Source organism: Pseudomonas sp. NPDC090201, from assembly GCF_044746825.1.
In the GTDB taxonomy this organism is placed as follows: Bacteria; Pseudomonadota; Gammaproteobacteria; order Pseudomonadales; family Pseudomonadaceae; genus Aquipseudomonas; species Aquipseudomonas putida_AD.
On the sequence record NZ_JBIVCX010000011.1, the window covers coordinates 1 to 26,431 of the forward strand.

Here is a 26,431-nt window from a genome sequence, read left to right on the forward strand (position 1 = left end):
TGCAGGGGGATGAGCGGCAGGAAGCCGCGAAAGCCGTGCGGGCCAGGGACGGCCCATCACGGCGTGCCCCCGGAACGGCGCCGGAGTCGAGGGAACCGAGACGCAGTCGAGGCCCAGCCTGTCGCAAAGACCTTTTGGTTACTTTTGGGGCGAATGCCAAAAGTGACCCGCCGTAAGGGCGGAAGGCGCATCCCGCGCCACCCGAGATACCGGATATACACCCGATCCCCAAGTCACACAAAAGACGCAGAGCGTCACCCAAGGCATTCCCACGCAGAGCGTGGGAACGATCAGATCAGAGAAACTCCAGAGAGCGAGACTACTGCAGGGTAACAGGCGCCCCGCCGACAACAGGAGCCGCATTCCCCGGCACCGCGATCTCGACCGGCATACCGTCCTCGGCAGCCACCACATCCCGCACCTCATCCCAATTGATCCGCAGACTATTGGCCAGATCCTCACGCTTGAGCAGCGCATTGATCACCGCCGTATGCTTGTCCACCACCGAAGGATTGCCACTCTCGTCCAGCGGCGTATGCGCCTCGAGATAGACCTTGCCACCGCTCACACCAAACTTGTACGGCTCGGAAATGATCCGCACAGGCGTGCCGACCGGCACCATCCCCGCCATCTCCAGCACGTTGTTGTTGTACATGCGGAAGCACCCGTGGCTGGTACGCATGCCGATACCGAACTTCTTGTTCGAACCGTGGATCAGGTAACCCGGAATACCCAGGCCGAACTTGAACGGCCCCAGCGGGTTATCCGGGCCGGCCGGCACCACGTTAGGCAGGATGTCACCGTCGGCCGCGTGCTCGGCCTTGACCGATGCCGGTGGCGTCCAGGTCGGGTTAGGGGTCTTGGCGGTCACCTTGGTGGTGGAGATCGGCGACCCCCAGCCCTCGCGGCCGATACCCAGCGGGAAGGTGTACACCACGTTCTTGCCCTTCGGGTAGTAGTACAGACGGTACTCGGCCAGGTTGATGACGATGCCTTCACGCGGGCCCGGCGGCAGGATGAAACGGGTTGGCAGGATCACCTGGGTGCCCGCACCCGGCAGCCAGGCGTCGACGCCCGGGTTGGCGGCGATCATTTCCAGATAGCCCAGGTCGTACTTGGTGCCCAGGTCCGCGAAGGTGTCTTCGTATTTGGCGGTGACGGTCTGCACCTGGCCGATGATGTCCTCGCCGGGAGGAGGCAACGGGAACTCCAGGGCGGAGACAGGGCCGGCCGCACACAGTGCAGCAAGCGACAGACAGCGGGCGAAAGCTGGAATGCGCGACAACATCCGGGGAATCCTTGGGTAACGGAAGGCTTGAATGGCCGAGATTGTACACGCCCGCCCGCCCCTTCGGGAGTAGGCGCGACGGCTTGCAAGGCTGCACGTTCACCTGCGGTTCAGGTGACGTCGAATCGGGGGCTCGGCCAGGAGGAATATTTCAGACCGTCTGGTCCAGTTCCGGCCAGATGGGCTGCCAGCCTCGGCGCTGGGCGTCGATGATCGCGCGGCACAGCGGGCACAGTCGCTCGTCGCTGTAGATCGCTTGCTCGACCGCCGACCAGCGCGGCTGGGCAGGCAGGAGCGAGCCGCACAGGGTGCGGTCGGCCGAACCGGCCAGTTCCAGTTGCCGGGCGGCCAGATGCACACGAACTTCCTGGCACGCGAACAGGTCGAGCTGCTCATCGGGCTCGATCAATTGGTAGGCAAACAGGGACCAGGCAGGACGGCGCATCGGGGGCTCCAGATCGGGGGCGCAACCTTAGCCGAAAGCCCCCGTCCAGAAAAGGGCTGGAGGCCTTTATTTTTCGGGGTTGGGGTGTTTTCTGGGTTGGCTTGGGATTGCGACTCTGGTGCCCTTCGGGCCTTGTCGCGGGCAAGCGCGCTCCTACATTTTTTGCAACGTGCCATCGCCTGACGGACCGAGTTGGTAGCCTTTGGGGTTCATTTGAAGTTGGGTTGGCATGCCAAAGGCGGACAAGGCGATCTTTCAGACCTCGGCACGTTGCAACAAATGTAGGAGCGCGCTTGCCCGCGACCAGGCCCGAAGGGCAACAACGTAAGAATCCAGAGCCAACCCTAAAGCAACGCCTTCAACTGCGGCCAGACGTTATCCAGCAACCTGGGCTGCGCATTCGCCGCCGGATGCAGGCCGTCCGCCTGGGTGTATTCGGGATGCCCGCCCACCCCTTCGAGCATGAACGGCACCAGCGCCACCTTCTTCTGCTCGGCCAGGTCCACATACACCTGCTTGAACGCCTGGGTGTACCGTGCGCCGTAGTTGGGCGGGATCTGCATGCCTAGCAAGAGCACCTTGGCACCGGCGGCGCGGGCGCTGTCGATCATCGATGCAAGATTTTGTTTCAATTGTTCAGGTGGCTGCCCACGCAGGCCGTCATTACCACCCAGTTCGAGGATCACCAGGTCCGGCTTGTGCTCGGAAAGCAGCGCCGGCAGCCGCGCCTGGCCGCCACCACTGGTATCGCCGCTGACCGACGCATTGACCACTTTATCCTTGTAGCCCTGCTCTGCCAGGCGCTTTTCCAGCAGGCTGACCCAACCGACGCGGGTATCCAGGCCGAAAGCCGCGCTGATACTATCCCCAACGATCAGCACCGTACCTGCTGTCGCTGCCTGACACACAAGCAGCAAACCCAGGCCAGCACTCAATAACCACGCACGCATCGGATTCTCCATGAGCGAAAGTATTCTCAGTGCCCGGAACCTGAACAAAGTGGTCCCCAGCACCGAAGGTGACCTGACCATCCTGCACGAACTCTCGCTGGAACTGAACAAGGGCGACACCCTGGCCATCGTCGGCGCCTCGGGCTCGGGCAAGTCGACCCTGCTGGGGCTGCTGGCAGGGCTGGATCTGCCGAGCACAGGTTCGGTCACCCTTTCAGGGCGCAACCTCAGCGAACTCGACGAAGACCAGCGCGCCCGCGTGCGCGCCGAACACGTAGGCTTCGTGTTCCAGTCGTTCCAGTTGCTCGACAGCCTCAATGCCCTGGAAAACGTCATGCTGCCCATGGAGCTGGAAGGCCGCAAAGACGCCCGCGAACAGGCCCGGCACCTGCTGGAACGGGTCGGCCTGGGCCAGCGCCTGACCCACACCCCACGCCAGCTCTCTGGCGGCGAGCAGCAACGAGTGGCGATTGCCCGCGCCTTCGCCGCCGACCCCGACGTGCTGTTCGCCGACGAACCCACCGGCAACCTCGACAGCCACACCGGCGAGCGCATCAGTGACCTGCTGTTCGAACTGAACCAGGAGCGCAACACCACGCTGGTGCTGGTCACCCATGATGAACGCCTGGCCCACCGCTGCCGGCGCCTGATCCGTCTTGAAGGTGGCCGCCTGGTCACCCCCATGGAGCCTTGATGGCACGCCTGCCGTTCGCCCGCCTGCTCAGCCTCGCCGCCCGCCAACTGTTGCGCGATGCCCGCGCCGGGGAGCTGCGCGTGCTGTTTTTCGCACTGGTGGTCGCCGTGGCCGCCAGTACCGCCATTGGCTACTTCGGCTCGCGCCTGAACAGTGCCATGCTGCTGCGGGCCACGGAATTCCTGGGTGCCGACCTGATCCTCAGTGGCTCCACGCCGGCCAAGCCCGAGCAGATCGAGGCCGGCAAGGCGCTCAGGCTGGACCACTCGCAGATCGTGATTTTCTCCAGCGTGGTCGCCACCGATAACGGCATCCAGCTGGCCAGCGTCAAGGCGGTGGATGCCGCCTACCCGCTCAGAGGCGAATTGAAAAGCGCCGATGCGCCTTACCAGCCCGAAACCAGCGGCGGCGAGCCCGGCCCCGGAGAGGCCTGGGCCGAAGCGCGAGTGCTGGTCGCCTTGAACCTCAAGGTCGGCGACAGCATCGACGTCGGCTCCACCAGCCTGAAACTCACCCGCGTGCTCACCTACGAGTCCGACCGCGCCGGCAATTTCTACAGCCTGACGCCCCGGGTGATGATCAACATGGCCGACCTTGAGGCCACCAAGGTCGTGCAGCCGGGCAGCCGCGTCAGCTTCCGCGACCTGTGGCGCGGCACGCCGCAGGACTTGGCGGCGTATCGCAAAGCCATCGAACCTGCACTAGCCGCCAACCAGAAGATCGACGACGCCCGTGACGGCAACCAGCAGATCGGCGGCGCGCTGGGCAAGGCCGAGCGTTACCTGAACATGGCGAGCCTGGTGGCAGTGTTGCTGGCTGGTGTGGCCGTGGCCCTGTCGGCGGCGCGCTTTGCGGTCCGCCGTTTCGACGCCAGTGCGCTGCTGCGCTGCCTGGGGCTGTCACGCAACGAGGCACTGGTGCTATTCAGCCTGCAACTGGCCATGCTCGGCATCGCCGCAAGCGTCACCGGCGCCCTGCTTGGCTGGTTTGCGCAACTGGGGCTGTTCTACTTGCTGGAAAACCTGCTTCCCGCCGCCGTACCACCTGGAGGCTGGCTGCCGGCAGTGGCAGGCATCGGTACGGGCCTTGTGGCGCTGGCCGGGTTTGCCCTGCCGCCACTGGCAGCGCTTGGGCGTGTGCCGCCACTGCGGGTATTGCGCCGCGACATGCTGCCGATCCCGGCCAGCAGCTGGCTGGTGTACGGCGCGGCGCTGCTGGCGCTGGGTCTTATCATGTGGCGCCTGAGCCTGGACCTGATCCTCACCTTCGCCCTGCTCGGCGGTGGCCTGGTCGCAGCGCTGATCCTGGGGGGCATTCTGCTGCTGGCGTTGCAAAGCCTGCGCCGCCTGCTGGCAGGCGCGTCACTGCCGTGGCGGCTGGGTCTGGGCCAGTTGCTGCGTCACCCCATGGCAGCTGCCGGGCAATCCCTGGCCTTTGGCCTGATCCTGCTGTCGATGGGGCTGATCGCCCTGCTGCGCGGCGAGTTGCTCGATACCTGGCAAAACCAGTTGCCGAAGGACGCCCCCAACTACTTCGCGCTGAATATCCTGCCCGCCGAGCGCGACAACTTCGGCGAGCGCATGAGCCGTCTTTCGACCCACGCCGCGCCGCTGTACCCGATGATTCCGGGAAGGCTGATGAGCATCAATGGCGAGCCGGTGACCAAGTTCGTCACCAAGGACTCCCGTGGTGAAAACGCCACCCAGCGCGACCTCAACCTGACCTGGGCGGCCAACCTGCCGGAAGGCAACACCATCACCGAGGGCCAATGGTGGAACGACCAACAGGCGCCGGCTGAAGGCATACCGGGCGTCTCGGTGGAAACCAAGCTGGCGAAAAGCCTGGAGATCAAGCTGGGGGACACCCTGAGTTTCGTGATCGGCGGCGCGACCCACGAGGTCAAGGTCACGAGCCTGCGAGACATCAACTGGGACACCTTCCAGCCCAACTTCTTCATGATCTTCCAGCCCGGCACCCTCAAGGACGTGCCGACCACCTACCTCACCAGCTTCTATCTGGCCCCCGGCAACGACCAGCAGATCGTCGAGCTGTCCCGCGCTTTCCCCGCCGTGACCATCCTGCAAGTGGAGGCGCTGCTCGAGCAACTGCGCAGCATCCTCGATCAGGTGACCCTGGCGGTGCAGTACGTGCTGCTGTTCGTGCTCGCCGCAGGCCTTGCGGTGTTGTTCTCCGGCTTGCAGGCCACGCTGGACGAGCGCATCCGCCAGGGTGCATTGCTGCGGGCCCTGGGCGCCAACCGCGCCCTGCTGACCCGAGCCCGGCGCATCGAGTTCGGCCTGCTGGGCGCAGTCAGCGGCGTGCTGGCAGCACTGGGCTGCGAGCTGGTGAGTTTCGTGCTGTACCGCTACGCCTTTTCCCTGCAGTGGTATCCGCACCCCTGGCTGTTGCTGTTGCCGCTGATCGGCGCGTTGCTGGTCGGCGCCGCAGGCGTGTTCGGCACTCGCCGCGCGCTCAACGCCAGCCCCTTGACGGTGCTGCGCGAAGGCTGACGAGGCTTGACCCTGACGATGCCGACAGCAAAGATGTCGGCATCGTGCATGGAGCACTCCCTTCACCACCGAGAAGTCCTTTGAGCACCAACATCTGCACCCGTGAAGGCCACACCGCCCTCAAGCAAGAACTCGATCACCTGTGGCGCGTCTACCGTCCGGAAATCACCCAGAAGGTCGCATGGGCGGCTTCCCTGGGCGATCGCAGCGAGAACGCGGACTACCAGTACAACAAGAAGCTCTTGCGCGAAATCGACCGCCGCGTGCGCTACCTGCGCAAGCGTCTGGAAGACATGCGCGTGGTCGATTACGCCCCGGAACAGGAAGGCCGGGTGTTCTTCGGTGCGTGGGTCGAGATCGAAAACGAAGACGGCCAAACCAAGCGCTTTCGCATCGTCGGCTACGACGAAATCTATGGCCGCATGGACTACATCTCCATCGACTCGCCCATGGCCCGCGCCCTGCTGAAAAAGCAGGTGGACGAGGAATTCTCGGTGCAGACGCCGACCGGAGAGGCACTCTGGTACGTGCTGAGCATCACCTACGAAAAACCCGCTTGAAATTGAACGCCGCCAGTCGACGCGCGGCGTTACCGAGGAGCAATTGATGGTCAAGACCAAACCGCGTCCCGCCGTGAACGGGGTGGCATCCGCCGACAGAGTGCTGACCGTGCTGACGGCTTTCCGCACCGGCGATACCGCACTGACCCTGGTGGAACTGGCCGAGCGCACCGACCTGATCAAGAGCACGATCATGCGGCTGATGGTCTCGCTGGAGACGTTCGGATTCGTCAATCGCCTGGCGGACGGTCGCTACACCCTGGCCAGTGAAGTGATGCGCCTGAACGCGGTGTATCAGGAGTCGCTGGACCTCGAAAAACACGTCCTGCCACGCCTGCACCGGCTGTGCGACGAAACCGGAGAAACCGCCTCGTTCTACGTGCGCCACGGCGCCTACCGCATGTGCCAGTACCGGGTGAACTCCCCGCACCGTCTGCGCCTGCACCTGCAGCCCGGCGACATCCGCCCCATGGACGGTGCCGCCAGTGCCGAGGCGCTGCGTTGCAGCTTCGCACGGGCCGCCGAGCATCCCGAACCGTTTTATTCGGCCGGGATCACAGACCCTCACTCGGCGTCCATGGCCATGCCGATCTTCGGTGCGCAGCAGGAGTTGATGGGTGCGATCGTGGTGTCCGGACCTGCCGGCCGCCTGAACGCCGAGCGCGCCGACTCGCTGCGGGCGGTGTTCATGGAAGTGGCAGAAGATCTGACGCGCAGCCTGGGTGGGCGGATCCAGTAAGGATCCCCCGCCCAGCCTGGCCAGTGGCGAGAAGAAAGGGTCAGCCGACGCTGGCCGGGTTGGCACCCTGAGCCTGATTGCGCTGATGCTTGCGGCCCAGCACCAGCACCATGGTGCCGGCGGCCAGGTTCAGCAACGCCAGCGGAATCAGCGCCAGGGCGTAGCTGCCGGTGGCGCCATGAATCGCGCCGTAGACGTTGACCATCAGGCCGCCGCCAAACAGGTTGGCCCAGGCGCCGATCACCGCCAGCCCCGCCGCCGCCGTGCTGCTGGACATCCAGCTCGACGCCAGCGCCCAGAACGGCCCCTTCATCGAATACGCACCGATCAACACCATCGACAACAACACCACGGTGGCGACCAGCGATGAGGTCACCAGCGCCAGCAGCAGACCTGCCGCGATCAGGAACAGCGTGGCTGCAGTGTGCCAGCGCCGCTCGTTGCGACGGTCGGAACTGCGCCCCCACAGGATCATGAACAACGACGCCAGACCGTAAGGAATCGCATTGATCAGGCCGATCTGCAAGCTGTCCAGATGGAAGGTCTTGAGCAGTTGCGGCGCCCACACGCTCATGGTGCTGCCGGCCGCCGAAGCCCCGGTGTAGATCAGCACCATCGCCCAGATGTCCTTGTGCTTGAGCAGTTGCCACAGCGAGATATGACCGATCTGGGTTTTCTGCGCACGCTCCTGAGCCAGCCGATTCACCAGCCACTCGCGCTGATCGTCCGCCAGCCATTTGGCCTGGTCGGGGCGATCGGTCAGCACGAACAGGCAGGCGATCCCCAGGAGCACCGCCGGAATGCCTTCCAGAATGAACAGCCAGTGCCAGCCGCGCATGCCAAACATGCCGTCCAGCGTCAGCAGATAACCCGAGAGTGGCGAGCCGAGGAAGTTCGCCCCCGGAATCGCCACCATGAAGATCGCGACCATCCGCGCACGGTAGGCCGATGGCAACCAGTAGGTCAGGTACAGCAGCACGCCCGGGAAGAACCCCGCCTCGGCCGCACCCAGCAGAAACCGCATGATGTACAGCGAGTTCGCGCCGTCGACAAACGCGGTGCCGGCCGACACCAGCCCCCAGGTAATCATGATCCGCGCAATCCAGACCCGCGCGCCGAAACGCTGCAGCGCCAGGTTGCTCGGCACCTCGACCAGGAAGTACGACACGAAAAACAGGCTGCTGGCCAGACCGAACACCGCCGGGGTCAGGCCCAGGTCATGGTTCATCTGCAGCGAAGCCATGCCGATGTTGCCGCGATCGATGATCGCGATCAGGTAACACACGATCAGGAACGGCAGCAGGCGCCACGCCACGCGGCGCATCGTTGCCTGCTCCAGTTCACTGACCTCTGCTTTCACATTCATGGGGTTCTCCTGTGCTTATTGTTGTGGAGATGACGCCGGCTTGCCAGCTCGCCGTCCCGGGACGGCGAGCGGCGTTCATTCGTCGATCAACTGGCGATTGACCACACAGCGCGGATCCAGCGCGTGGCCATCCAGGGCATCGAGAATCTGCTGCACGGCCACCAGGCCCACACGTTCACGGGCCTCCAGGGTGTTGGCGCCCACGTGGGGAGTGGCCACCAGGTTCACCAGGCCCCACAGCGGGCTGTCGGCCGGTGGCGGCTCGGGGTTGAAGGTGTCGAGCCCTGCGCCGCCGATCTGCCCGCTGGACAGGGCCTGAACCAGGGCTGCGGTGTCGATCAGCTCGCCACGGGCAGTGTTGATGAGCAGGCTGCCGGGCCGCATCAGCGCGAATTGCTCGGTGCTGAACAGGTTGCGGTTGGCGTCCGTCAGCGGGCAATGCAGGCTGATCACATCGCATTCTTGCAGCAGACGCTCGAAGTTCTCCTCACGGCTCACATGATCGCGCGCCGGCAGTTGCTTGAGGTAGGGGTCATACACCTTGACCTGCATGCGCAGCGGCGCGACCAGGTCCATCAGCACGCTGCCGATGGCGCCCAGCCCCACCAGGCCCAGGGTCTTGCCGAACAGTTCGGTGCCATTGGCAGTGGCCTTGTCCCAGTGCCCGGCTCGCACCCGTGCGTCCAGCCAGGCGGTGCGCCGGGCGACGCTGAACATCAGGGCGAAGGCGTGCTCGGCCACCGATTGCGCATTGGCACCCACTGCAATCGTGACCGGCACCTTGCGCTCGGCCGCAGCCTTGATGTCGATGGTGTCGTAGCCCACGCCGTGCTTGGCAATGATCTTGAGGTTCGCGCTGGCGTCGATCATCTCCCGCGTCAGCTTGCCGGTGCGCACCACGATGGCGTCTGGCTGCTCGGCCTTGAGGGTTTCGACCATCTGCTCGGCGGGCATGTAGGGCGTGGTGGGAATCACGGTGACGCCTCTGGAGGCAGCCAGCGCCATTGCATCGGGAGCCAGCGCGAGGCCGGTCAGGAGGATTTTGCGAGTCATGGTGTCACCTTGTTTTTATGGCTGGCCCTCAGCGGGCCTGAAAACACCCTATCACAATGAAACGCCGTTGCAATATTAAAAATTTGACTGCTTTACCGCCCATCAAATTCGTCATCAAAGACCGTTGATATTCGAATTATGAAATGCAATTCTATTTTCAGACCCGGCGATCACAGCCGGTGGCATACCACAATTTCAAGAGAGAATGCCCATGACAATCGGATTTCGAGTGTTGCAAGCCCAGCGCAAAGTGAGCCCGGAGTGGGTCGCACGGTTTCGTGAAGTGCCCGTGGCCAATGTCAGCGACTCGATGAACCGCATGACCGCAGGCGGCGCCAACCTGCGTCCGATGCACCGCGCCGGCGTGCTGGCAGGCCCTGCCTTGACGGTCAAGGCGCGCCCTGGCGACAACCTGATGCTGCATTACGCAATCGACATCGCAGAGCCGGGCGACGTGATCGTCGTCGATGCCGGCGGCGACCTGAGCAATGCCCTGATCGGCGAGATGATGGTGGCCTACGCGGTCAAGCGCGGCGTGGCCGGCATCGTCATCAACGGCGCGATCCGCGATGCCGCCAACATTGGTGCCGGCGACTTCCCGCTGTTCGCCGCTGGCGTGTCCCATCGCGGCCCGTACAAGGACGGTCCGGGCGAGGTCAACGTACCGATTGCGATCGCCGGAATGGTCATCGAACCAGGGGATCTGGTGATCGGCGACGACGACGGCCTGCTCTGCGTGCCCTATGACGAGGTGGCGGCTGTGTACGACCGCGCCCACGCCAAGCACGCGGCCGAGGTCAAGCAGCTGGAGCAGATCGCCCGCGGCGAAAACGACCGCAGCTGGGTCCTCAAATCCCTCCAGCAGAAAGGTTGCGCCCTGCCGCAATGACGGCCGCCACGGGGTGCCTGTCTGGCACCCCGTGATGCATCGCCACCTTCCCGCCACGCCCCTTGATTGCAGCAGGAGCCGCCATGAGCTTCTTTCCCGCTCCACAGATCGTCGAAACCACCGTATTCACCCGCTTGCCCGAGCACTTTCGCAATCCGCGCCGCACGGCCTGGGCAGACGGCAACCGCCAGGGCCAGTTGATCGATTCGTTCCTGGAAGGGCCGTCGTTCGACCGCGACGGCAACCTGTACGTCACCGACATTCCCTACGGGCGGATTTTCCGCATTTCTCCCGCAGGCGAGTGGACGCTGGTCTGTGAGTACGATGGCTGGCCCAACGGCCTGAAGATCCACCGCGACGGCCGCATTTTCATCACCGATTACAAACGCGGAATCATGGTGCTGGACGCCGCCACCGGCCACATTCAGCCGTTTCTCGAATCGGCCGGCTCCGAAGGTTTCAAGGGCGTCAACGACCTGGTGTTCGCGCCAAACGGCGACATGTATTTCACCGACCAGGGCCAGACCGGGCTGCAGGATCCCACCGGGCGCGTCTACAAACTCGACGCTGCGGGCAACCTGACGTGCCTGCTCAATACCGTGCCCAGCCCCAACGGCATCGTCTACGACCCCAAGCTCAATCACCTGCTGATCGCCGTGACCCGCGCCCAGCAGATCTGGCGCATTCCGCTGGGCAACGGCTCGATCATCAGCAAAGTCGGGGTGTTCGCCCAACTGCATGGCGGCCTGGGCGGTCCGGACGGCCTGGCGCTGGACGCCGACAGCAACCTGTACATCGCCCACACCGGCTTCGGCTCGGTCTGGCGGCTGTCCAGGGTTGGCGAGCCACTGCAGCGCATCGTTTCGTGCGAAGGCATCAGCAACACCAACCTGGCCTTCGGCGGTGCAGACGGCAAAACACTGTTCATTACCGAATCGCACACCGGCTCCATCCTGCAAGTCCGTACGCCCGTGCCGGGCCTGGCCATGTATTCCCATAGCTGACCACCGGCACCGCAGTCCCCCATAACAACGACAAGAAGAAGTGACGCCATGACCCGAGAAAACCCGGCCCTCCCCGGCCTGTCCGATGCCGAGGGTGAAAAGCTGCTGCGCCGCGTGATGCTGCGCATCCTGCCTTTCATCTTCGCCTGCTATGTCATCAGCTACCTGGACCGCACCAACGTCGGCTTCGCCGCCATCAGCATGAACAAGGACCTGGGCCTGACCGCCACGATGTTCGGCTGGGCGGCCGGCCTGTTCTTCTTCGGCTATTTCATCTTCGAAATCCCCAGCAACCTGCTCATGCAGCGTTTCGGCGCGCGTATCTGGATTGCCCGGATCATGATCACCTGGGGCCTGATTTCCATCGGGACCGCCTTCGCCACAGGCCCCGTGAGCTTCAGCATCATGCGCTTCCTGCTGGGCCTGGCCGAGGCCGGTTTCACGCCCGGCGTGTACCTGTATTTCACCTACTGGTTTCCCGGAAAGTGGCGGGCAAAAGCCACCGCTACCTTCCTCTTGGGCATTCCCGTGGCCAACATCTTCGGATCGCCCCTGTCCGGCTGGCTGCTGGACATGCATGGCATCCTGGGCCTGAAGAACTGGCAGTTCCTGCTGGTGGCCGAAGCCCTGCCCGCAGTGCTGTTGGGGATTGCCTGCCTGTTCGTGCTGGTGGACTCCCCGGCCAAGGCGCGCTGGATGAGCGAGCGGGAAAAAGCCTGGCTGTCCGAGCGGCTGAGCAGCGAGCAGGCGGCCATCGGTGCCTCCCATGGCAACACCTTGCGCGGCGCGCTGACCAACCCGAAGGTCTTCGTGCTGGCGGCGATCAACTTCTGCTGCATCGTCGGCTCCATCGGCATCGGACTGTGGATGCCGCAGATCATCAAGAGCCTGGGAATGCAGAACAGCACCGTTGGCCTGGTCGCGGCGCTGCCCTATGTGTTGGGCGCCATCAGCATGACGCTCTGGGCACGCCTGGCCAACCGCAGCAAGCAGCGCCTGCCGTACGTGGTCAGCGCCCTGGCTTTCGCCGCGCTGGCGCTGGTGAGTGCGGCGCTGATCGACGCGCCGGTGCTGAAGATCGCAAGCCTGGCCTGCGCGGTGGCCGGCATCCTGTGTTTCCAGGCAACGTTCTGGGCCATCCCCTCGACCTTCCTCACGGGCCGCGCGGCAGCGGGCGGACTGGCGCTGATCGTGTCCATCGGCAATCTGGGCGGCTTTGTCGGGCCGTTCATGATCGGGCTGATCAAGGACGCCACCCAGTCCTATTCAGGCCCCTTCTATGCCGTGGCGTCAATCCTGATGATCGGCACCTGCCTGATGCTGTGGCTGGGTGACCCAGCGCGGCGCAAGCCTGTATCTACCCCGCCGCTTCAACCCACTGCAACGCACTGATCCTGACCCTATGATCGCCTCCACCTGGAGGCGGTCGACTTTTGCCAGACTCGAAACTGATCGAATTCCCGCCCGCCTCTGTTTTTTCCAGCCGCTGTCCGGCCATCACGCCGCTTCACACGCACCCTCGTTTGAAGGGGTTCGAAATTATTTCTGAAATATCAGACCGCTGGTGATTACGCGAACATCGGCACGCTTTCTTTTCCATTCAGGGGGTTAGCGCCCTCAATCCGAAGGGATACACCCGTACGTCAAAACCTGTGCATTGAACTCACGTGGATCCAATCTAACGTTTGGTGATCCATGCACATATCGAGGTCACGGATGCGTCCCGCCTCGCCAACCAGCCAACAAGTAGAACAGGTCTGACTCGCGCTCCGTATGGATCCTGGACGGCATGAACGGCACACCCACGCCCAAGGAATTGTCGCGTAGTTGTTTTTTGTGAAAGCGAAGCAAAAGGATTTTGGAAATGGAAAACGTCGTTGTCGCTGACAAAGCAACCTCTCAGATTGATGCCCATGCCTGGGGCGATCTGCAGCTCAAAAACCCCGCTGTAGTCCAAATGCCCGTATCCCCCGACAAGGTGGCTTCCGTGAGCCGCAGCGGTCAGGATCTGGTCGTCAATCTGAAGAATGGCGAGCACATCAAGGTTGCCAACTTTTTCACCCCCGGCCCTGACGGGGTCGCCAGCGACATGGTTTTCCAGGGCGAGGACGGCGCCCTCTGGCAAGCGCAGTACAACGCGCAAGCGTTCGAAGGATTCACCTTCGAAGAGATTTCCTCGATTGACGAACTGATCGCCGGCACCGGCGTGGTCAGTGGTGCCACCTCGGCCTGGGCCATTGCCGGCCTGGGTCTGCTGGGCGCCGGCGGCGCGGCGGCCGTGTCGGGTGGCGGCGGCGGTGGTGGCGGTGGCGGAAGCGGCACACCAGGCGACACCACGGCGCCCGATGCCCCGACCAGCCTGCTGGTTTCCGCCAACGGCCTGATGTTGAGCGGGCTCGGCGAGGCCGGTGCGCGGGTCACGGTACGTGATGCCTCCGGCAACATTCTGGGCAGCGGCACCGTGGGCAGCGACGGGCGTTTCGAAATCCCCCTCAATGCGCCACAAACCAACGGCCAGAACCTCAACGTCACCCTCACCGACGCCGCTGGCAATACTTCGGCGCCGGGTACGGCCACCGCAGGCGACACCACCGCACCGGATGCACCGTCCAACCTGCAGGTGGACGGGACCGGCACGCATCTCTCCGGTACCGGTGAACCGGGCGCGACCATCCAGGTGCGCGCACCAGACGGCACCCTGATCGCCAGCGGCGTGGTGGCAGGCGATGGCACGTTCAACCTCACGCTCAACCCGCCGCAAGCCAACGGCCAGACCCTGACCGTCACGGCCACCGACCCTGCTGGCAATACCTCGGCGTCCGGCACTGCTACTGCGGGCGACACCACCGCACCGGATGCACCGGCCAACCTGCTGGTGGACGGGACCGGCACGCACCTGACCGGTACCGGCGAACCGGGCGCGACCATCCAGGTGCGTGGTGCAGACGGCACTCTGCTCGGCAGCGGCGTGGTAGCAGCCGATGGCACGTTCAACCTCACCCTGAGCCCCGCGCAAGCCAACGGCCAGACCCTGACCGTGACGGCCACCGACGCAGCGGGCAATACCTCGACGCCAGGCACGGCCACCGCAGGCGATACCACCGCACCGGATGCACCGGCCAACCTGCTGGTGGACGCGACCGGCACACACCTGACCGGCACCGGCGAACCCGGCGCGACCATCCAGGTGCGCGCTGCTGACGGCACCCTGCTCGGCAGCGGCGTGGTTGCGGCCGATGGTACGTTCAACCTCACGCTCGACCCCGCGCAAGTCGACGGGCAGACCCTGAGCGTGACGGCCACCGATGCGACAGGCAATGTCTCGGGCGCGGCACAGGCCCTTGCACCGGACCTCGACAATCCCGGCACCCCTGACCAGACGCCACCCGATGCCCCGACTGACCTGGCCATCAGCAACAGCGGCACGCTGCTCACCGGCCACGGCGAAGTGGGCGCCCGGGTGACGGTGATCGATGCCAATGGCAACGTGCTGGGCACCGCTGTCGTCGGCGCCGACGGCTCGTTCCAGGTGACCCTGTCCCCTGCCCAGGTCAACGGTGAGGTGCTGCAGGTCAGCCTCACTGACGCCGCCAACAACACCTCGCCCAATGTCGCGGTCCAGGCCCATGACACCACGCCACCCGTGGCGCCCAGCGACCTGTCTATTTCCGCAGACGGCCTGACCCTGACCGGCCTTGCCAACCCCGGCGTGCGGATCCTGATTCGCAATGCTTCGGGGACCGTCATCGGCGTCGGCCGGGCCGACGTCAACGGCCACTTCAGCGTGACCCTCAGTTCGCCGCAGATCAACGGCGAGCATCTGGACGTCGTGACCACCGACGCTGCTGGCAACAGCTCTGCGCCGGTCGAGGTCACCGCACCCGATACCGTGCCACCAGGACAGGTCACCGATGTGGTGATCAGTGCCGACGGCACGCAGATCTCCGGCAAAGGCGAACCGCTGGCGACGATCACCATTACCAGTGGCGGCGTCACGGTGACCACCGTGGTGGCGGCCAACGGCACGTTCCAGACCACCCTCTCGCCAGCCGTCCATCCGGGCGATGTGGTGCAGATCACCCAGAGCGACGCCCAGGGCAACCACCTGCCCCCTGTTTCGGTCATCGCCCCTGACGCGGTCGGCCCCGCTACTCCCGGCGATCTGGCGCTCAGCCCCGATGGCACGCACCTGACCGGTACCGGCACCCCTGGCAGCCTGATCGAAGTGCGCGACGCCAACGGCACGGTCATCGCCAGCGCCACCGTGGCGGCCAACGGCACCTTCGACGTGACCTTCAATCCGCCACAGATCACCGGCGCCACGCTGGACGTGGTGGCCGTCAGCGGCGGCGAGGACTCCGTGAGCGTTCCCGTCGTCACGCCGGACGCCACCCCGCCCGCCATCGTCAGCGACCTTGCGGTCAGCAACAACGGCCTGACCCTGACAGGACGCGGAGAGCCAGGCGCCACCGTCACCGTCAAAGATGCCCAGGGCAACGTGCTCGGCACCGCAGTGGTTGGCCAGACGGGCAGTTTCAGCGCCACCCTGTCGAGCGCCCAGACCAACGGCCAGACCTTGAGCGTGCTGCAGACCGACGCCGCTGGCAACGCGTCACCCACCACGACGGTCAATGCCGCCGATCTGGACGGTCCGCTGCAACCGACCAATCTCAGCATCGGCAGTAACGGCACCGTGCTCAGCGGCCTGGGTGAAGCAGGCTCGCGCATCACGGTGCGCGACAGCAACGGCAATGTGCTCGGCACTGCGATCGTCGCCGCCGACGGGCACTTCAACGTGACCTTGAGCAGCCCGCAGAACAACGGCCAGACCCTGTCCATCAGCGCTGTCGACAGCGCAGGCAACGCAGCGCCAGTCCTGCCCTACATCACCCCCGACACCCAGGCGCCAGCACCGCTGACCGGGCTCGCGCTGGACAGCCAGGGCCGGGTATTGACCGGTAACGGTGAAGCAGGCGCGAGCATCACAGTTCGCAGCCCGTCCGGGGCGATCATCGGCACAGGCACGGTGGGCAGCGATGGCCACTTCACCCTGACCCTGACCACCGCACAGGTGGATTCGCAAGTCCTGCAAGTGACCCAGGCCGACCCTGCGGGCAACGTTTCGCAGCCTTCGCCGGTGACCGCACCCGATCTGACAGTGCCTGACAGCGTCACCAATGTGACGATCTCCGCCAATGGCCAGGTGGTGACCGGTAATGGCCAGATCGGTGCGACCGTCACGGTGAACGATGCATCGGGCAACAGCCTGGGCACGGCGGTGGTCGGCGCCAACGGGCGTTTCGAGGTCAACCTGTCCTCGGCCCAGATCAATGGCCAGAACCTCAGCGTCACCCAGGCCGACGGCTCGCCAGGCACCTCGACACCGGTGCCGGTGATTGCGCCAGATCTGCAGGCGCCGGTCGCGCCGACCCAGTTGACCCTCAATGCAGCCGGCAACGAGCTTTCCGGCGTTGGCGAACCGGGCGCCACGGTTCATGTGTATGGGCCGAACGGTGCACTGCTTGGCACTGCCGTGGTCGATGGCACAGGCGCCTTCACGGTTTCACTGTCGGGCGTGTTCAATGACGGCCAGGTGCTGGTGGTCAACCAGACCGACGCCGCGCAGCATGTTTCGCCCAATGCCTCCCTCACCGCTCCCGACACCACCCCGCCGCCAGGCCTGACTGGCGTGGGCATCAGCAGCAACGGCGCGACCGTCACCGGCAACGGCCAGGCGGGCGATACCGTGACCGTCAAGGACGCCAGCGGCACCGTTCTGGGCACCGCCGTGGTGGCTGCCAACGGCACCTTCAGCGTGACCCTGACCCCAGCCCAACTCGACGGCCAGGTCCTGAGCGTGACCCAGACCGACGCCAGCACCCTGCCCTCGCCGGTGACCAACGTCACGGCTCCCGATGTCACCGCCCCGGCAGTGCCGAGCGGCCTGAGCGTCGATGACACCGGGACCATCGTGTCGGGTACGGCTCAAATCGGCAGCACCGTGCAGGTGTTCGACGCCAACGGTCAGTCACTGGGCACCGTTGTCGTAGGTCAAAGCGGGACATTCACCCTGACGCTGCCTACACCGCTGACCAACGGTGAAGCGCTGCAGGTGGTCGCCACCGACGGCACCAACACATCGGTGCCTGCGCCGGTCAACGCACCGGACACCACGCCTCCACCACCCGTCGGCAACCTGGCGATCAACCCGACCGGCACCAGCGTGTCCGGCACCGGCGAGGCTGGCACCACCATCACGGTCCAGACCAGCACCGGCACCATCCTGGGCACCGGCACCGTGGGCAGCAACGGCGTGTTTGTGGTGACCCTGACCACGCCTGCCGCCAATGGCAGCAGCCTGCAAGTCATCAGCACCGACGCCGCCGGCAATGACTCGACACCTTCGCCACTCACAGGCCCCGATGGCACCCAAGTGGCGACCCCGAGCAGCCTGGTCCTGAGCTCCGATGGCTTCACCCTGACCGGCGCCGGCACACCCGGCAGCACCATCACCATCACCGGCAACGACGGCAGCCCGCTGGGGACCGGTGTGGTCAACAGCGCGGGCCGCTTCAACATCCGCATGGCCTTCGCGCAGATCAACGCGCAGACCCTGCACGTCACTGCCAGCGATGCCGATGGCCACACCTCGGTCCCAGGCACCATCGTCGCCGCCGACAACACGCCGCCCGATGCCCTGACCCAACTGACCATCAATGGCAACGGCACCGTGGTCTCCGGCAGGGGTGAGGCTGGCGCGACGGTGAGCATTACCAATGCCGCGGGCACCGTTCTCGGCACTGGCGTGGTGGCCAGCGACGGCAGCTTCAACGTGACCTTGAACGCAGCGCAGATCGATGCCCAGGCGCTGACCGCCACCCAACGCGATCCGGCAGGCAACCCTTCGCAACCGGCCACCGTGAACGCGCCGGACCTCACCGCACCGGCCGCCGCCACCGGGGTGACCATCAACAACGTCGGCACCGTGGTCAGTGGCCAGGGCGAAGCGGGCGCGACCGTGACCGTGCGTGATGCGGCCGGCAACGTGCTGGCGACCGGCACAGTCGATCAGAGCGGCAATTTCCAGGTGACCCTGCCCAGCGCCCAGAACACCGGCGCGCCGTTGCACGTCACCCTCACCGACGCTGCGGGCAACACCTCTGCGGACACCCCGCTCAATACCGTCGACAAGACCCCGCCCGCCGCTGTGCAGGTGGGTGTGATCAGCCCCGACGGCAGCACCGTCAGCGGCACCGGCGAGGCAGGCGCCACGGTCAAGGTGACCGACGCCAACGGCACTCTGCTGGGCAGCGCAGTGGTCGGCAGTGACGGCAATTTCATCGTCACCCTCAACCCGGCCCCCAACAATGGCCAGACCCTGGACATCAGCCAGACCGACCCGAGCGGCAACGTCTCGCCATCGGTCACCGTCGATGCGCCGGACATCACCCCGCCTGCCGCGCTCACCCAGGTGTCGGTCAATGCCGACGGCGCCACGGTGATCGGCCATGGTGAACCCGGTGCGACCGTCACCGTGCGCAGCGCCGATGGCACCCTGCTCGGCACGGGCCTGGTGGCGAGCAACGGCTCGTTCAGCCTGACGCTCAATCCACCGCAGCTCAACGCCCAGGTGCTGACCGTTACCCAGGAAGATCCACCCGGCAACGTGTCCACCGCCGTGACCGTGATCTCGGTTGACCACACCGCCCCCGACAGCCCACTGGGGCTGACCCTGAACCCGGCCGGCCTGCAACTGAGCGGTACCGCCGAAGCGGGCAGTACGGTGACCGTGCGCGATGCGGCGGGCAATGTGCTGGGCACCGGTACGACGGCAGCGGACGGTACATTCCAACTGGTGCTGAATAGTCCTCAGCTCAACGGACAAAACCTCAGCGTCACCGCCACCGATGCCGCGGGCAACGTCTCACCTGCCGCAGCGTTCCAGGCCGGTGACAGCACCCCGCCTGCCGCCGTGGCCAACCTTGCGATCAGCGCCGACGGCGTGACCCTGGCCGGCAGCGGCGAAGTCGGCGCCACGGTCGTGGTGCGCGATGCCAGCGGCAATCAGCTGGGTACGGGCACGGTCGGCAGCAACGGCAACTTCAGCCTGACCCTGACCCCGGCAGCCGGTGCGGGCACCAGTGTCACCGTCATTCAGACCGACGCCGCCGGCAACGCTTCGCCCAGCGCCACGGTCACCGCGCCAGGCTCGCTGGCCGAACCGGCACCGACGCAACTGTCACTCAGTGCCGACGGCCTGACCCTCACCGGCACCGCCCACGTCGGCAGCACGGTCACCGTGCGCAGCGCTTCAGGGACGGTCCTGGGCACGGCACTGGTGGGCAGCGACGGCACCTTTAGCGTCACCCTCGGCGCCGCGCAGCTCAATGGTGAACACCTCTCGGCCAGCGCCACCTCCAGCGACGGCATCAACTCGCTGTCCACCGCCTACACCGCAGCGGACGTCACCGCACCTTCGGCCCTGAGCAACCTGGTGCTGGCCGCCGATGGCCTGGCACTGACCGGGCGTGGCGAGGCCGGAGCCACCGTGACGGTGACCGGCGGCGGAGGCGTGACCCTGGGCACGGCGGTGGTTGCCGCCAACGGCACCTTCAGCCTCAACCTCAACGCCGCCCAGACCGCAGGACAACAACTGCACCTGAGCCAGACTGACCCCAGCGGCAATGAATCACCCAGCGTCAACCTAATCGCACCGGACCTCGTGGCGCCTCTCGCACCCGCGGCCCTTGCGATCACCAGCGACGGCACGGTGCTGTCCGGGACCGGCGAAGCGGGTGCCACAGTCAATGTCTACAACCCGTCCGGTGCCCTGGTGGGCACCGGCAGCGTGCGCATCGACGGCAGCTTCTCGATCACCCTGACCACGCCGCAGAACAACGGCCAACTGCTGTCGGTCACCCTGACCGACGCCTCGGGCAACACCTCTCTGCCCGGCAGTCTGACCACGGTGGACACCACCGCACCACTGGCCCTGACCCAACTGGCAATCTCCAGCGACGGCCAGACCCTGACCGGCCACGGTGAGGCTGGTGCGCGGGTGACCGTGACCGACAGCAGCGGCAACGCGCTGGGCAACGTGCTGGTGGGCAGCACCGGCACCTTCACGCTGGTGTTGACCAACCCGCTGACCAACGCTCAGGTCCTGACCCTGGTCCAGACCGATGCGGCGGGCAACGTGTCGCCTGTTGCGAGCCTGGTGGCACCTGACACCACCGCACCCGATCAACTGAACAACGTCGCCATCAACGCTTCGGGGCTGCTGGTCACCGGGACCGGTGAGGCCGGCGCGACGGTCACCGTCAAGGATGCGGCGGGCAATGTGCTGGGCACCAGCGTGGTTCTGGCCAACGGCTCGTTCAGCGTCACCCTCAACGCGCCTCAGCTCAACCATCAGGTCCTGAGCGTTCAGCAGGCCGACCCACCGGGCAACATCAGCGCGCCGGTGACTGTCACCGCGCCTGACCTGACTCCGCCACAAACGGCCACCAACCTGCTGCTCAACGCCACCGGCAGCACCCTGACCGGTAATGGCGAGCCCGACGCGATTATCCGCGTGACCCTGGCCAACGGCACCGTGATCGGCACCGGCAGCGTCGGCGCCAACGGCAGCTTCCTGATCAACCTGACCCAGGCCCAGCACAACGGCGAGCAAGTGTTCGTGGTGCTGACCGATGCCGCGGGCAATGCGTCGGTCGCAGGGAGCCTGATCGCGCCTGATACCACGCCGCCTGCCGCAGTCGCGCAACTGGCCGTGGACAACACCGGGCTGATCCTCACCGGTACCGGTGAAGCCGGTGCGCAACTGCTGGTGACCAATGCCGCCGGCACCACCCTGGGCACCGGCACTGTCGGCGCCGACGGGCGCTTTACCGTCACCCTGACCCAGGCACAACTGAACGGCGAAGTGCTCAGCGTGGTGCAGCGCGATGGGGCGGGCAACCCTTCCCTGCCCGCGACGGTCACCGCCATCGACCACACGCCACCGGCGCCACCTGCGGTCACTGCCTTGACCTCGGACGGCCTGACTCTGACCGGCACCGGCGAAATCGGTGCGCTGGTGCGGGTAACCAGCGCCAGCGGCGCCGTACTGGGCACCGCCACGGTGGGCGCGGACGGCACCTTCAGCGTGTCGCTGTCGAGCGCGCAACTCAATGGCCAGGTGCTCAGCCTGACCCAGACCGACGTCGCGACCAACCGCTCGGACGTCGCCACCTACACGGTGGCCGACGTCACCGATCCACTGCCCGTGACCGGCCTGGCTGTCAGCCAGAACGGCCTGGTGCTCACCGGTAACGGCGAGGCCGGTGCACACATCACCGTGACCAGCAGCACCGGCACGCTGCTGGGTTCCGGGACCGTGAACGCCAACGGCACCTTCAGCGTCTCGCTCAGCAGCGCCCAGCTCAACGGGCAGGTGCTGACGGTGGTGCAGGTGGACGCGGCGAACAACGACTCCACGCCCGTCCCGGTCACTGCACCGGACACCACGCCGCCGCTCATTCCAGCCAGTGCCGTGCTGAGCGCGGGAGGCACCATCCTTTCCGGGACCGCCGAAGCCAACAGCACCGTCACCGTCACTTCCGCCGCCGGCGTGGTGTTGGGTACCGGGCAGGCCAACGCCAGCGGCCAGTTCCAGATCACCCTGAGCTCTGCGCAGACCAACGGCCAGTTGCTCTCTGTGGTCGCCACCGACGGTGCGAACAACCACTCGCCGGTCCTGGTGGTCACGGCGCCCGACACCACCGCTCCAGCGCTGGTGACGAACCTGACCATCAACGCCGCCCATACCCAACTGGTCGGCCGGGGTGAAGCAGGCGCCACCGTGGTCGTGACCCAGGCGGGTCTGACGGTCGGTACCGGCGTTGTCGCAGCCGACGGCACCTTTACCATCAACCTGACCAGCACCATCCCGTCCACCCAAGTGCTTAACGTGGTGCAGACGGACGCCAGCGACAACCATTCGCTGGGCGTGAACTTCACCGTGCCTTCACTGCTGCCACCGGATGCGCCGACGCAACTGGCGCTCTCGGCCGGCGGCCTGACACTCACCGGCGCAGCCGCAGCCGGGACCACCATCACCGTCTATGGCGCGGGGGGCGCCGTGCTTGGCACAGGCACCACCGGAGCCGGCGGCACTTTCACAGTGACGCTCTCCTCGGCGCAGGCCAACGGCCAGAGCCTGCAGGTGACCGCCACCGCAACCACGGGTGAAATCTCCCTGCCGACCGGCTTGATCGCACCGGACACCACGCCACCGGCACCGCTCACCGAGCTTGCCATCAACGCCACCGGCACCCTGGTGACCGGCCGTGGTGAAGTCGGCGCGACCGTGACCATCAATGCACCGGGCGGGGCCGTACTGGGCACTGCCGTGGTGGGCGCCAACGGCACGTTCAGCGCACTGCTGACAACGCCGCAGGCCAACGGGCAGATTCTCAGCGCCCATCAGTCGGACGTCGCGGGCAACGCATCGACGTCCCTCAACATCACGGCTCCGGACATCACCGCTCCGGTTGCGCCGACTTCGCTTGGCATCAATGCCGCCGGGCTGGTGCTCAGCGGCCTGGGCGAAGCCGGTGCCACCGTGACCGTCCGCGGCGCCAGCGGCGTGCTCGGCACTGCACTGGTGGCCGCCAACGGTACGTTCTCGGTCACCCTCAGTGCGGCGCAGCTCAACGGCCAGGCCCTGACCGTGACCCAGGCGGACGTCGCCGGAAACGTCTCCACCGGTACGGCCTTCACCGCCCCCGACACCACCCCGCCCGCAGCGCTGAGCAACCTTTCGCTCAACGCCGCCGGACTTCTGGTGGCGGGTACGGGCGAGGCCGGTGCCACGGTCAAGGTCACCAACGCGGCAGGCACGGTGCTCGGCACAGGGGTAGTGAACGCTTCAGGCACCTTCGCGATTACCCTGAACAGCGCCCAGCTCAACGGCCAGGTGCTGAACATCCAGCAGAGCGATCCTGCGGGCAACCTGTCCCCTGTCGGCCATCTCACCGCTGCGGATATCCAGGCACCGCTGGTGCCGACGTCTCTGGCGCTCGCTGCCAACGGCCTGACCCTCACCGGTGCCGGCGAAGCCGGTGCCACGGTGAATGTATACAGCGCAACCGGAGTGCTGCTGGGGACTGGCCAGGTCGGCGTGACCGGTACCTTCAACGTGACACTCAACACCGCGCAGCTCGACGGCCAGGCCCTGACCGTGCGACTGGTGGATGCGGCCAACAACGTCTCGGCGGCAGGCACCCTGACCGCGCCGGACACCACGGCACCGGGCGCCCCGACCGGCGTGGCAGTGAATGCCAGCGGCACACTGCTGACCGGTACCGGCGTTGCGGGCTCCACCGTAAGCGTGCGCACCGCCGCAGGGCTGGTGCTTGGCACGGCAACGGTGGCCGCCAACGGCACCTTCTCCGTGGCATTGAACACGCCGCAGATCAACAACGAAGTGCTGAACGTGACCCAGGCCGACGCGGCCGGCAACGTGTCGACGGTGGCCAGTGCAACGGCCCCCGACCTCACGCCTCCGGTTGCCGCCACCACCCTGGTGGTCAGCGGCGATGGCCTGAGCCTGAGCGGGAACGGTGAAGCCGGTGCGACCGTCACGGTCAAATCCGCCAGCGGCGTGGTGCTGGGCACCGGCACTGTCGGCGGCACCGGCGTGTTCAGCGTCACCTTGAACGCGGCGCAGATCAACGGCGAAAAACTGGTGGTCAGCCTGACCGACCCGCGGGGCAACGTCTCGGTGGGCGCCAACGTCACTGCACCGGACATCGACGCCAATGCGCCGGTGACCGCCAGCGACAACCTGGCCGTCGCGACGGTCAACATCACCCCTGCGACCGTGGTGCAGAACTACACCGACTCGTTCTCCACCCTGCTCGCAGGCTTCACCAAGACCTACAGCTTCACCGTGGCCAGCGGCACCACCATCGACCCGACGCTGACACTGACCACGTCCAGCCTGCTCAACCTGCTCAACGGCATCAACTACACATTGCAAGTGAAGAATGCCAGCGGCACCTGGGTCACCCTGGACGTCAACGGCAATGGCGGCCTGCTCGACCTCCTGGGCCTGGGCACCACCGGGCTGCAAGTGAAGATGGCCAACCTGCTCAGCGGCGATTACCGCCTGGTGGTGTCCAGCTCCGGGGTGGGCCTGGTGACCACGGTCAACACCCAACTGGAACTGGATATTCACAGCCTGACCCAGTTCAACGGCACCGCAGGCACTCCGACTACCGGCAACGTCATCACCGACGTCGGCACCAATGGCCAGGTGGACCAGACCGGGCCGGACAACGGTGCCGTGCTGCAGATCATGAAAGGCGGCAGCTACGTCGCGGCAGGCGCAGGCACCACGGTGCAAGGCCTGTACGGCACGCTGACGATCGACTCCAGCGGCCACTACAGCTACACCAGCAACGGCAGCGTAGGCAGCGTCGGCAAGGTCGATGTGTTCAGCTACCAGCTGGTGCACCCTAACGGCCTGAGCAGCACCGCCAACCTCTACGTGCGCATCGACAGCCCGCAGGCCACGGAGATCTGGAACGACAGCAGCCTGGCAAGCCCGGCACTGCTGGTGGACGCCACCGATGACATCGCCCATTCGAGCATCACCCTGGCGAACAAGGTGGATACTTCGACCACCGGCGGCAGCTTCGGCATCGTTCTGGGTGCTGGCAGTGGCTCCTACAACACCACCGTCGCCGCCAACGCCACCGGCAACCTGAACGTCGTGCTGCATGCGAGCAACCTGCTCAATCTGCTGGGCGGCCTGACGGTCGGGCTGTACAAGCTCAACACCACCAGCGGCCAGTATGAACTGGTCAAATCCTACGCAGGCAATGCGTTGCTCAGCATTGGCGGCGGCGACTATGGGATCAATTTCACCGGGCAGGCCGCCGGGAGTTACCAGGTCAGAGTCGCCGTCAGCGGCGTCAGCCTCCTGACCACCGTCACCACGACCGTTACCAACACCGCCACCTACAGCAACCAGTTCGTGGTCGGCAGCTACACGCCGGTTTCGGGCAACCTGCTGACCGACACCGCAGGCGGCGGCGTCGATGTACTGGGCTCGCCCTACACCGTGCTCAGTGTGTTGCTGGCCGGCACTTACGTCACCCCGGGCTACAACGGCACCACCCTCACCGGGACCTACGGCTCGCTGCTGGTGCATGCCGACGGCAGCTACATCTACACCTTGAACGCCGGGTCGACCAGTGCGGTAGTCGGGCATCAGGACACATTCACCTATCAACTGACGCACCCCAACGGCACCACCGACACCGCCACCCTGGTCGTCACCCTGGACCAGGCCAGTGCCGTGACCGCCACCACGTTCTCGAGCCTGAGCGCCGTGGAAGATCACAGCGCGCTGGTGGCCGTCGGACCTGCCTCCAGCGCCGAGCTGATCCAGGGCACCGCCGGCAACGACACGCTGGACGGCTCCCACGGCGGCGCCGTCACCCTCAACGGTGGCGCGGGCAACGACACGCTGATCATCGCCGACCAGCACTTCGCCTCGGTCGATGGCGGCACAGGCACCGACACCCTGTTGTGGGCCGGCGGTGATGCGGCGATCAACCTGGGGGATCTGCAAAGCCGCATCCACAACATCGAGATCCTGGACCTGAACACCACAAGCGCGGTGTCGCTGACCCTGAACCTGTCCGACGTGCTGGCGATCACTTCATCGGACAACAACACGCTGGTCATCAAGGGGGACAGCAAGGACAGCGTGCACATGACCGACACCTGGACTGCCGATACCGGAACCCACCAAATCGATGGAATCGGCTATACCCAATACACCCCAACGGAGGATCCGAACCACCATTTGTGGGTACAGAACGGCATACACGTGGTGTGACGCAAGGCAGCCAGCAAACCGACAGTAAGGGAATCATGTG

At 65.7% G+C, this 26,431-nt stretch carries 13 protein-coding genes; 8 read left to right on the top strand and 5 right to left on the bottom strand.

Annotated features, from left to right (window positions below; genetic code table 11):
• Positions 1–319 precede the first annotated feature (319 nt).
• The 3 genes from ACIPOO_RS22090 to ACIPOO_RS22100 form a co-directional block, all read right to left on the bottom strand.
• Positions 320–1,288: a L,D-transpeptidase family protein gene (locus tag ACIPOO_RS22090; RefSeq protein ID WP_400609823.1), complete on the bottom strand. Its 969-nt coding sequence runs from the start codon at positions 1,286–1,288 to the stop codon at positions 320–322.
• Between the two features lie 151 nt (positions 1,289–1,439).
• The gene (locus ACIPOO_RS22095) at positions 1,440–1,733 is read right to left on the bottom strand and encodes a hypothetical protein (protein WP_274129943.1); all 294 of its coding nucleotides are present in this window, start codon (positions 1,731–1,733) and stop codon (positions 1,440–1,442) included.
• Positions 1,734–2,077: 344 nt separating this feature from the next.
• A complete protein-coding gene (locus tag ACIPOO_RS22100; RefSeq protein WP_400609825.1) occupies positions 2,078–2,683 on the bottom strand; it encodes an arylesterase in 606 nt (201 codons plus the stop codon).
• Positions 2,684–2,693: 10 nt separating this feature from the next.
• On the opposite strand from ACIPOO_RS22100, the gene ACIPOO_RS22105 reads away from it, so the two are divergent.
• The 4 genes from ACIPOO_RS22105 to ACIPOO_RS22120 all read left to right on the top strand — a co-directional run bounded on the left by ACIPOO_RS22105 (position 2,694) and on the right by ACIPOO_RS22120 (position 7,186).
• Positions 2,694–3,377, top strand: coding sequence for an ABC transporter ATP-binding protein (locus tag ACIPOO_RS22105; RefSeq protein WP_274129945.1), 684 nt, complete (start codon positions 2,694–2,696; stop codon positions 3,375–3,377).
• Positions 3,377–5,887: an ABC transporter permease gene (locus ACIPOO_RS22110; RefSeq protein WP_400609827.1), complete on the top strand. Its 2,511-nt coding sequence runs from the start codon at positions 3,377–3,379 to the stop codon at positions 5,885–5,887. The genes ACIPOO_RS22105 and ACIPOO_RS22110 overlap by 1 nt, the downstream gene beginning before the upstream one ends.
• 80 nt (positions 5,888–5,967) lie before the next feature.
• Positions 5,968–6,447, top strand: a complete 480-nt coding sequence (gene greB / locus ACIPOO_RS22115) for a transcription elongation factor GreB (RefSeq protein WP_274129947.1) — start codon at positions 5,968–5,970, stop codon at positions 6,445–6,447.
• A 46-nt stretch (positions 6,448–6,493) separates the two neighbouring features.
• Complete coding sequence (locus ACIPOO_RS22120) at positions 6,494–7,186, top strand: IclR family transcriptional regulator (RefSeq protein ID WP_274129948.1); 693 nt, start codon at positions 6,494–6,496, stop codon at positions 7,184–7,186.
• 40 nt (positions 7,187–7,226) lie between these two features.
• On the opposite strand, the gene ACIPOO_RS22125 is transcribed toward ACIPOO_RS22120, so the two are convergent.
• Together ACIPOO_RS22125 and ACIPOO_RS22130 are read right to left on the bottom strand one after the other, a co-directional pair.
• The gene (locus tag ACIPOO_RS22125) at positions 7,227–8,552 is read right to left on the bottom strand and encodes an MFS transporter (RefSeq protein ID WP_400609830.1); all 1,326 of its coding nucleotides are present in this window, start codon (positions 8,550–8,552) and stop codon (positions 7,227–7,229) included.
• Between the two features lie 75 nt (positions 8,553–8,627).
• Entirely contained in the window at positions 8,628–9,605 is a 978-nt protein-coding gene (locus tag ACIPOO_RS22130; protein WP_400609832.1) for a hydroxyacid dehydrogenase, read from the bottom strand.
• A gap of 211 nt (positions 9,606–9,816) precedes the next feature.
• Here ACIPOO_RS22130 and ACIPOO_RS22135 point away from each other — a divergent pair, with 211 nt between their 5' ends.
• From ACIPOO_RS22135 to ACIPOO_RS22150, 4 genes are all read left to right on the top strand, one after another.
• Positions 9,817–10,494 (top strand): RraA family protein, encoded by a 678-nt coding sequence (locus ACIPOO_RS22135; protein ID WP_400609834.1) that lies wholly within the window; start codon positions 9,817–9,819, stop codon positions 10,492–10,494.
• An 83-nt stretch (positions 10,495–10,577) separates the two neighbouring features.
• The gene (locus ACIPOO_RS22140) at positions 10,578–11,498 is read left to right on the top strand and encodes an SMP-30/gluconolactonase/LRE family protein (RefSeq protein ID WP_274129952.1); all 921 of its coding nucleotides are present in this window, start codon (positions 10,578–10,580) and stop codon (positions 11,496–11,498) included.
• 48 nt (positions 11,499–11,546) lie between these two features.
• On the top strand, positions 11,547–12,890 hold the full coding sequence (locus ACIPOO_RS22145) for an MFS transporter (protein WP_400609836.1): 1,344 nt from the start codon (positions 11,547–11,549) through the stop codon (positions 12,888–12,890).
• A gap of 472 nt (positions 12,891–13,362) precedes the next feature.
• Entirely contained in the window at positions 13,363–26,391 is a 13,029-nt protein-coding gene (locus ACIPOO_RS22150) for a BapA/Bap/LapF family large adhesin (protein ID WP_400609838.1), read from the top strand.
• Positions 26,392–26,431 lie beyond the last annotated feature (40 nt).

Bases quoted from the DNA above. Each gene is read 5' to 3' on its own strand.
- ACIPOO_RS22130 (WP_400609832.1), bottom strand. From the start codon at position 9,605: ATGACTCGCAAAATCCTCCTGACCGGCCTCGCGCTGGCTCCCGATGCA.
- ACIPOO_RS22090 (WP_400609823.1), bottom strand. From the start codon at position 1,288: ATGTTGTCGCGCATTCCAGCTTTCGCCCGCTGTCTGTCGCTTGCTGCA.
- ACIPOO_RS22095 (WP_274129943.1), bottom strand. From the start codon at position 1,733: ATGCGCCGTCCTGCCTGGTCCCTGTTTGCCTACCAATTGATCGAGCCC.
- ACIPOO_RS22125 (WP_400609830.1), bottom strand. From the start codon at position 8,552: ATGAATGTGAAAGCAGAGGTCAGTGAACTGGAGCAGGCAACGATGCGC.
- ACIPOO_RS22100 (WP_400609825.1), bottom strand. From the start codon at position 2,683: ATGCGTGCGTGGTTATTGAGTGCTGGCCTGGGTTTGCTGCTTGTGTGT.
- ACIPOO_RS22145 (WP_400609836.1), top strand. From the start codon at position 11,547: ATGACCCGAGAAAACCCGGCCCTCCCCGGCCTGTCCGATGCCGAGGGT.
- ACIPOO_RS22120 (WP_274129948.1), top strand. From the start codon at position 6,494: ATGGTCAAGACCAAACCGCGTCCCGCCGTGAACGGGGTGGCATCCGCC.
- ACIPOO_RS22150 (WP_400609838.1), top strand. From the start codon at position 13,363: ATGGAAAACGTCGTTGTCGCTGACAAAGCAACCTCTCAGATTGATGCC.
- ACIPOO_RS22110 (WP_400609827.1), top strand. From the start codon at position 3,377: ATGGCACGCCTGCCGTTCGCCCGCCTGCTCAGCCTCGCCGCCCGCCAA.
- ACIPOO_RS22135 (WP_400609834.1), top strand. From the start codon at position 9,817: ATGACAATCGGATTTCGAGTGTTGCAAGCCCAGCGCAAAGTGAGCCCG.
- ACIPOO_RS22140 (WP_274129952.1), top strand. From the start codon at position 10,578: ATGAGCTTCTTTCCCGCTCCACAGATCGTCGAAACCACCGTATTCACC.
- ACIPOO_RS22105 (WP_274129945.1), top strand. From the start codon at position 2,694: ATGAGCGAAAGTATTCTCAGTGCCCGGAACCTGAACAAAGTGGTCCCC.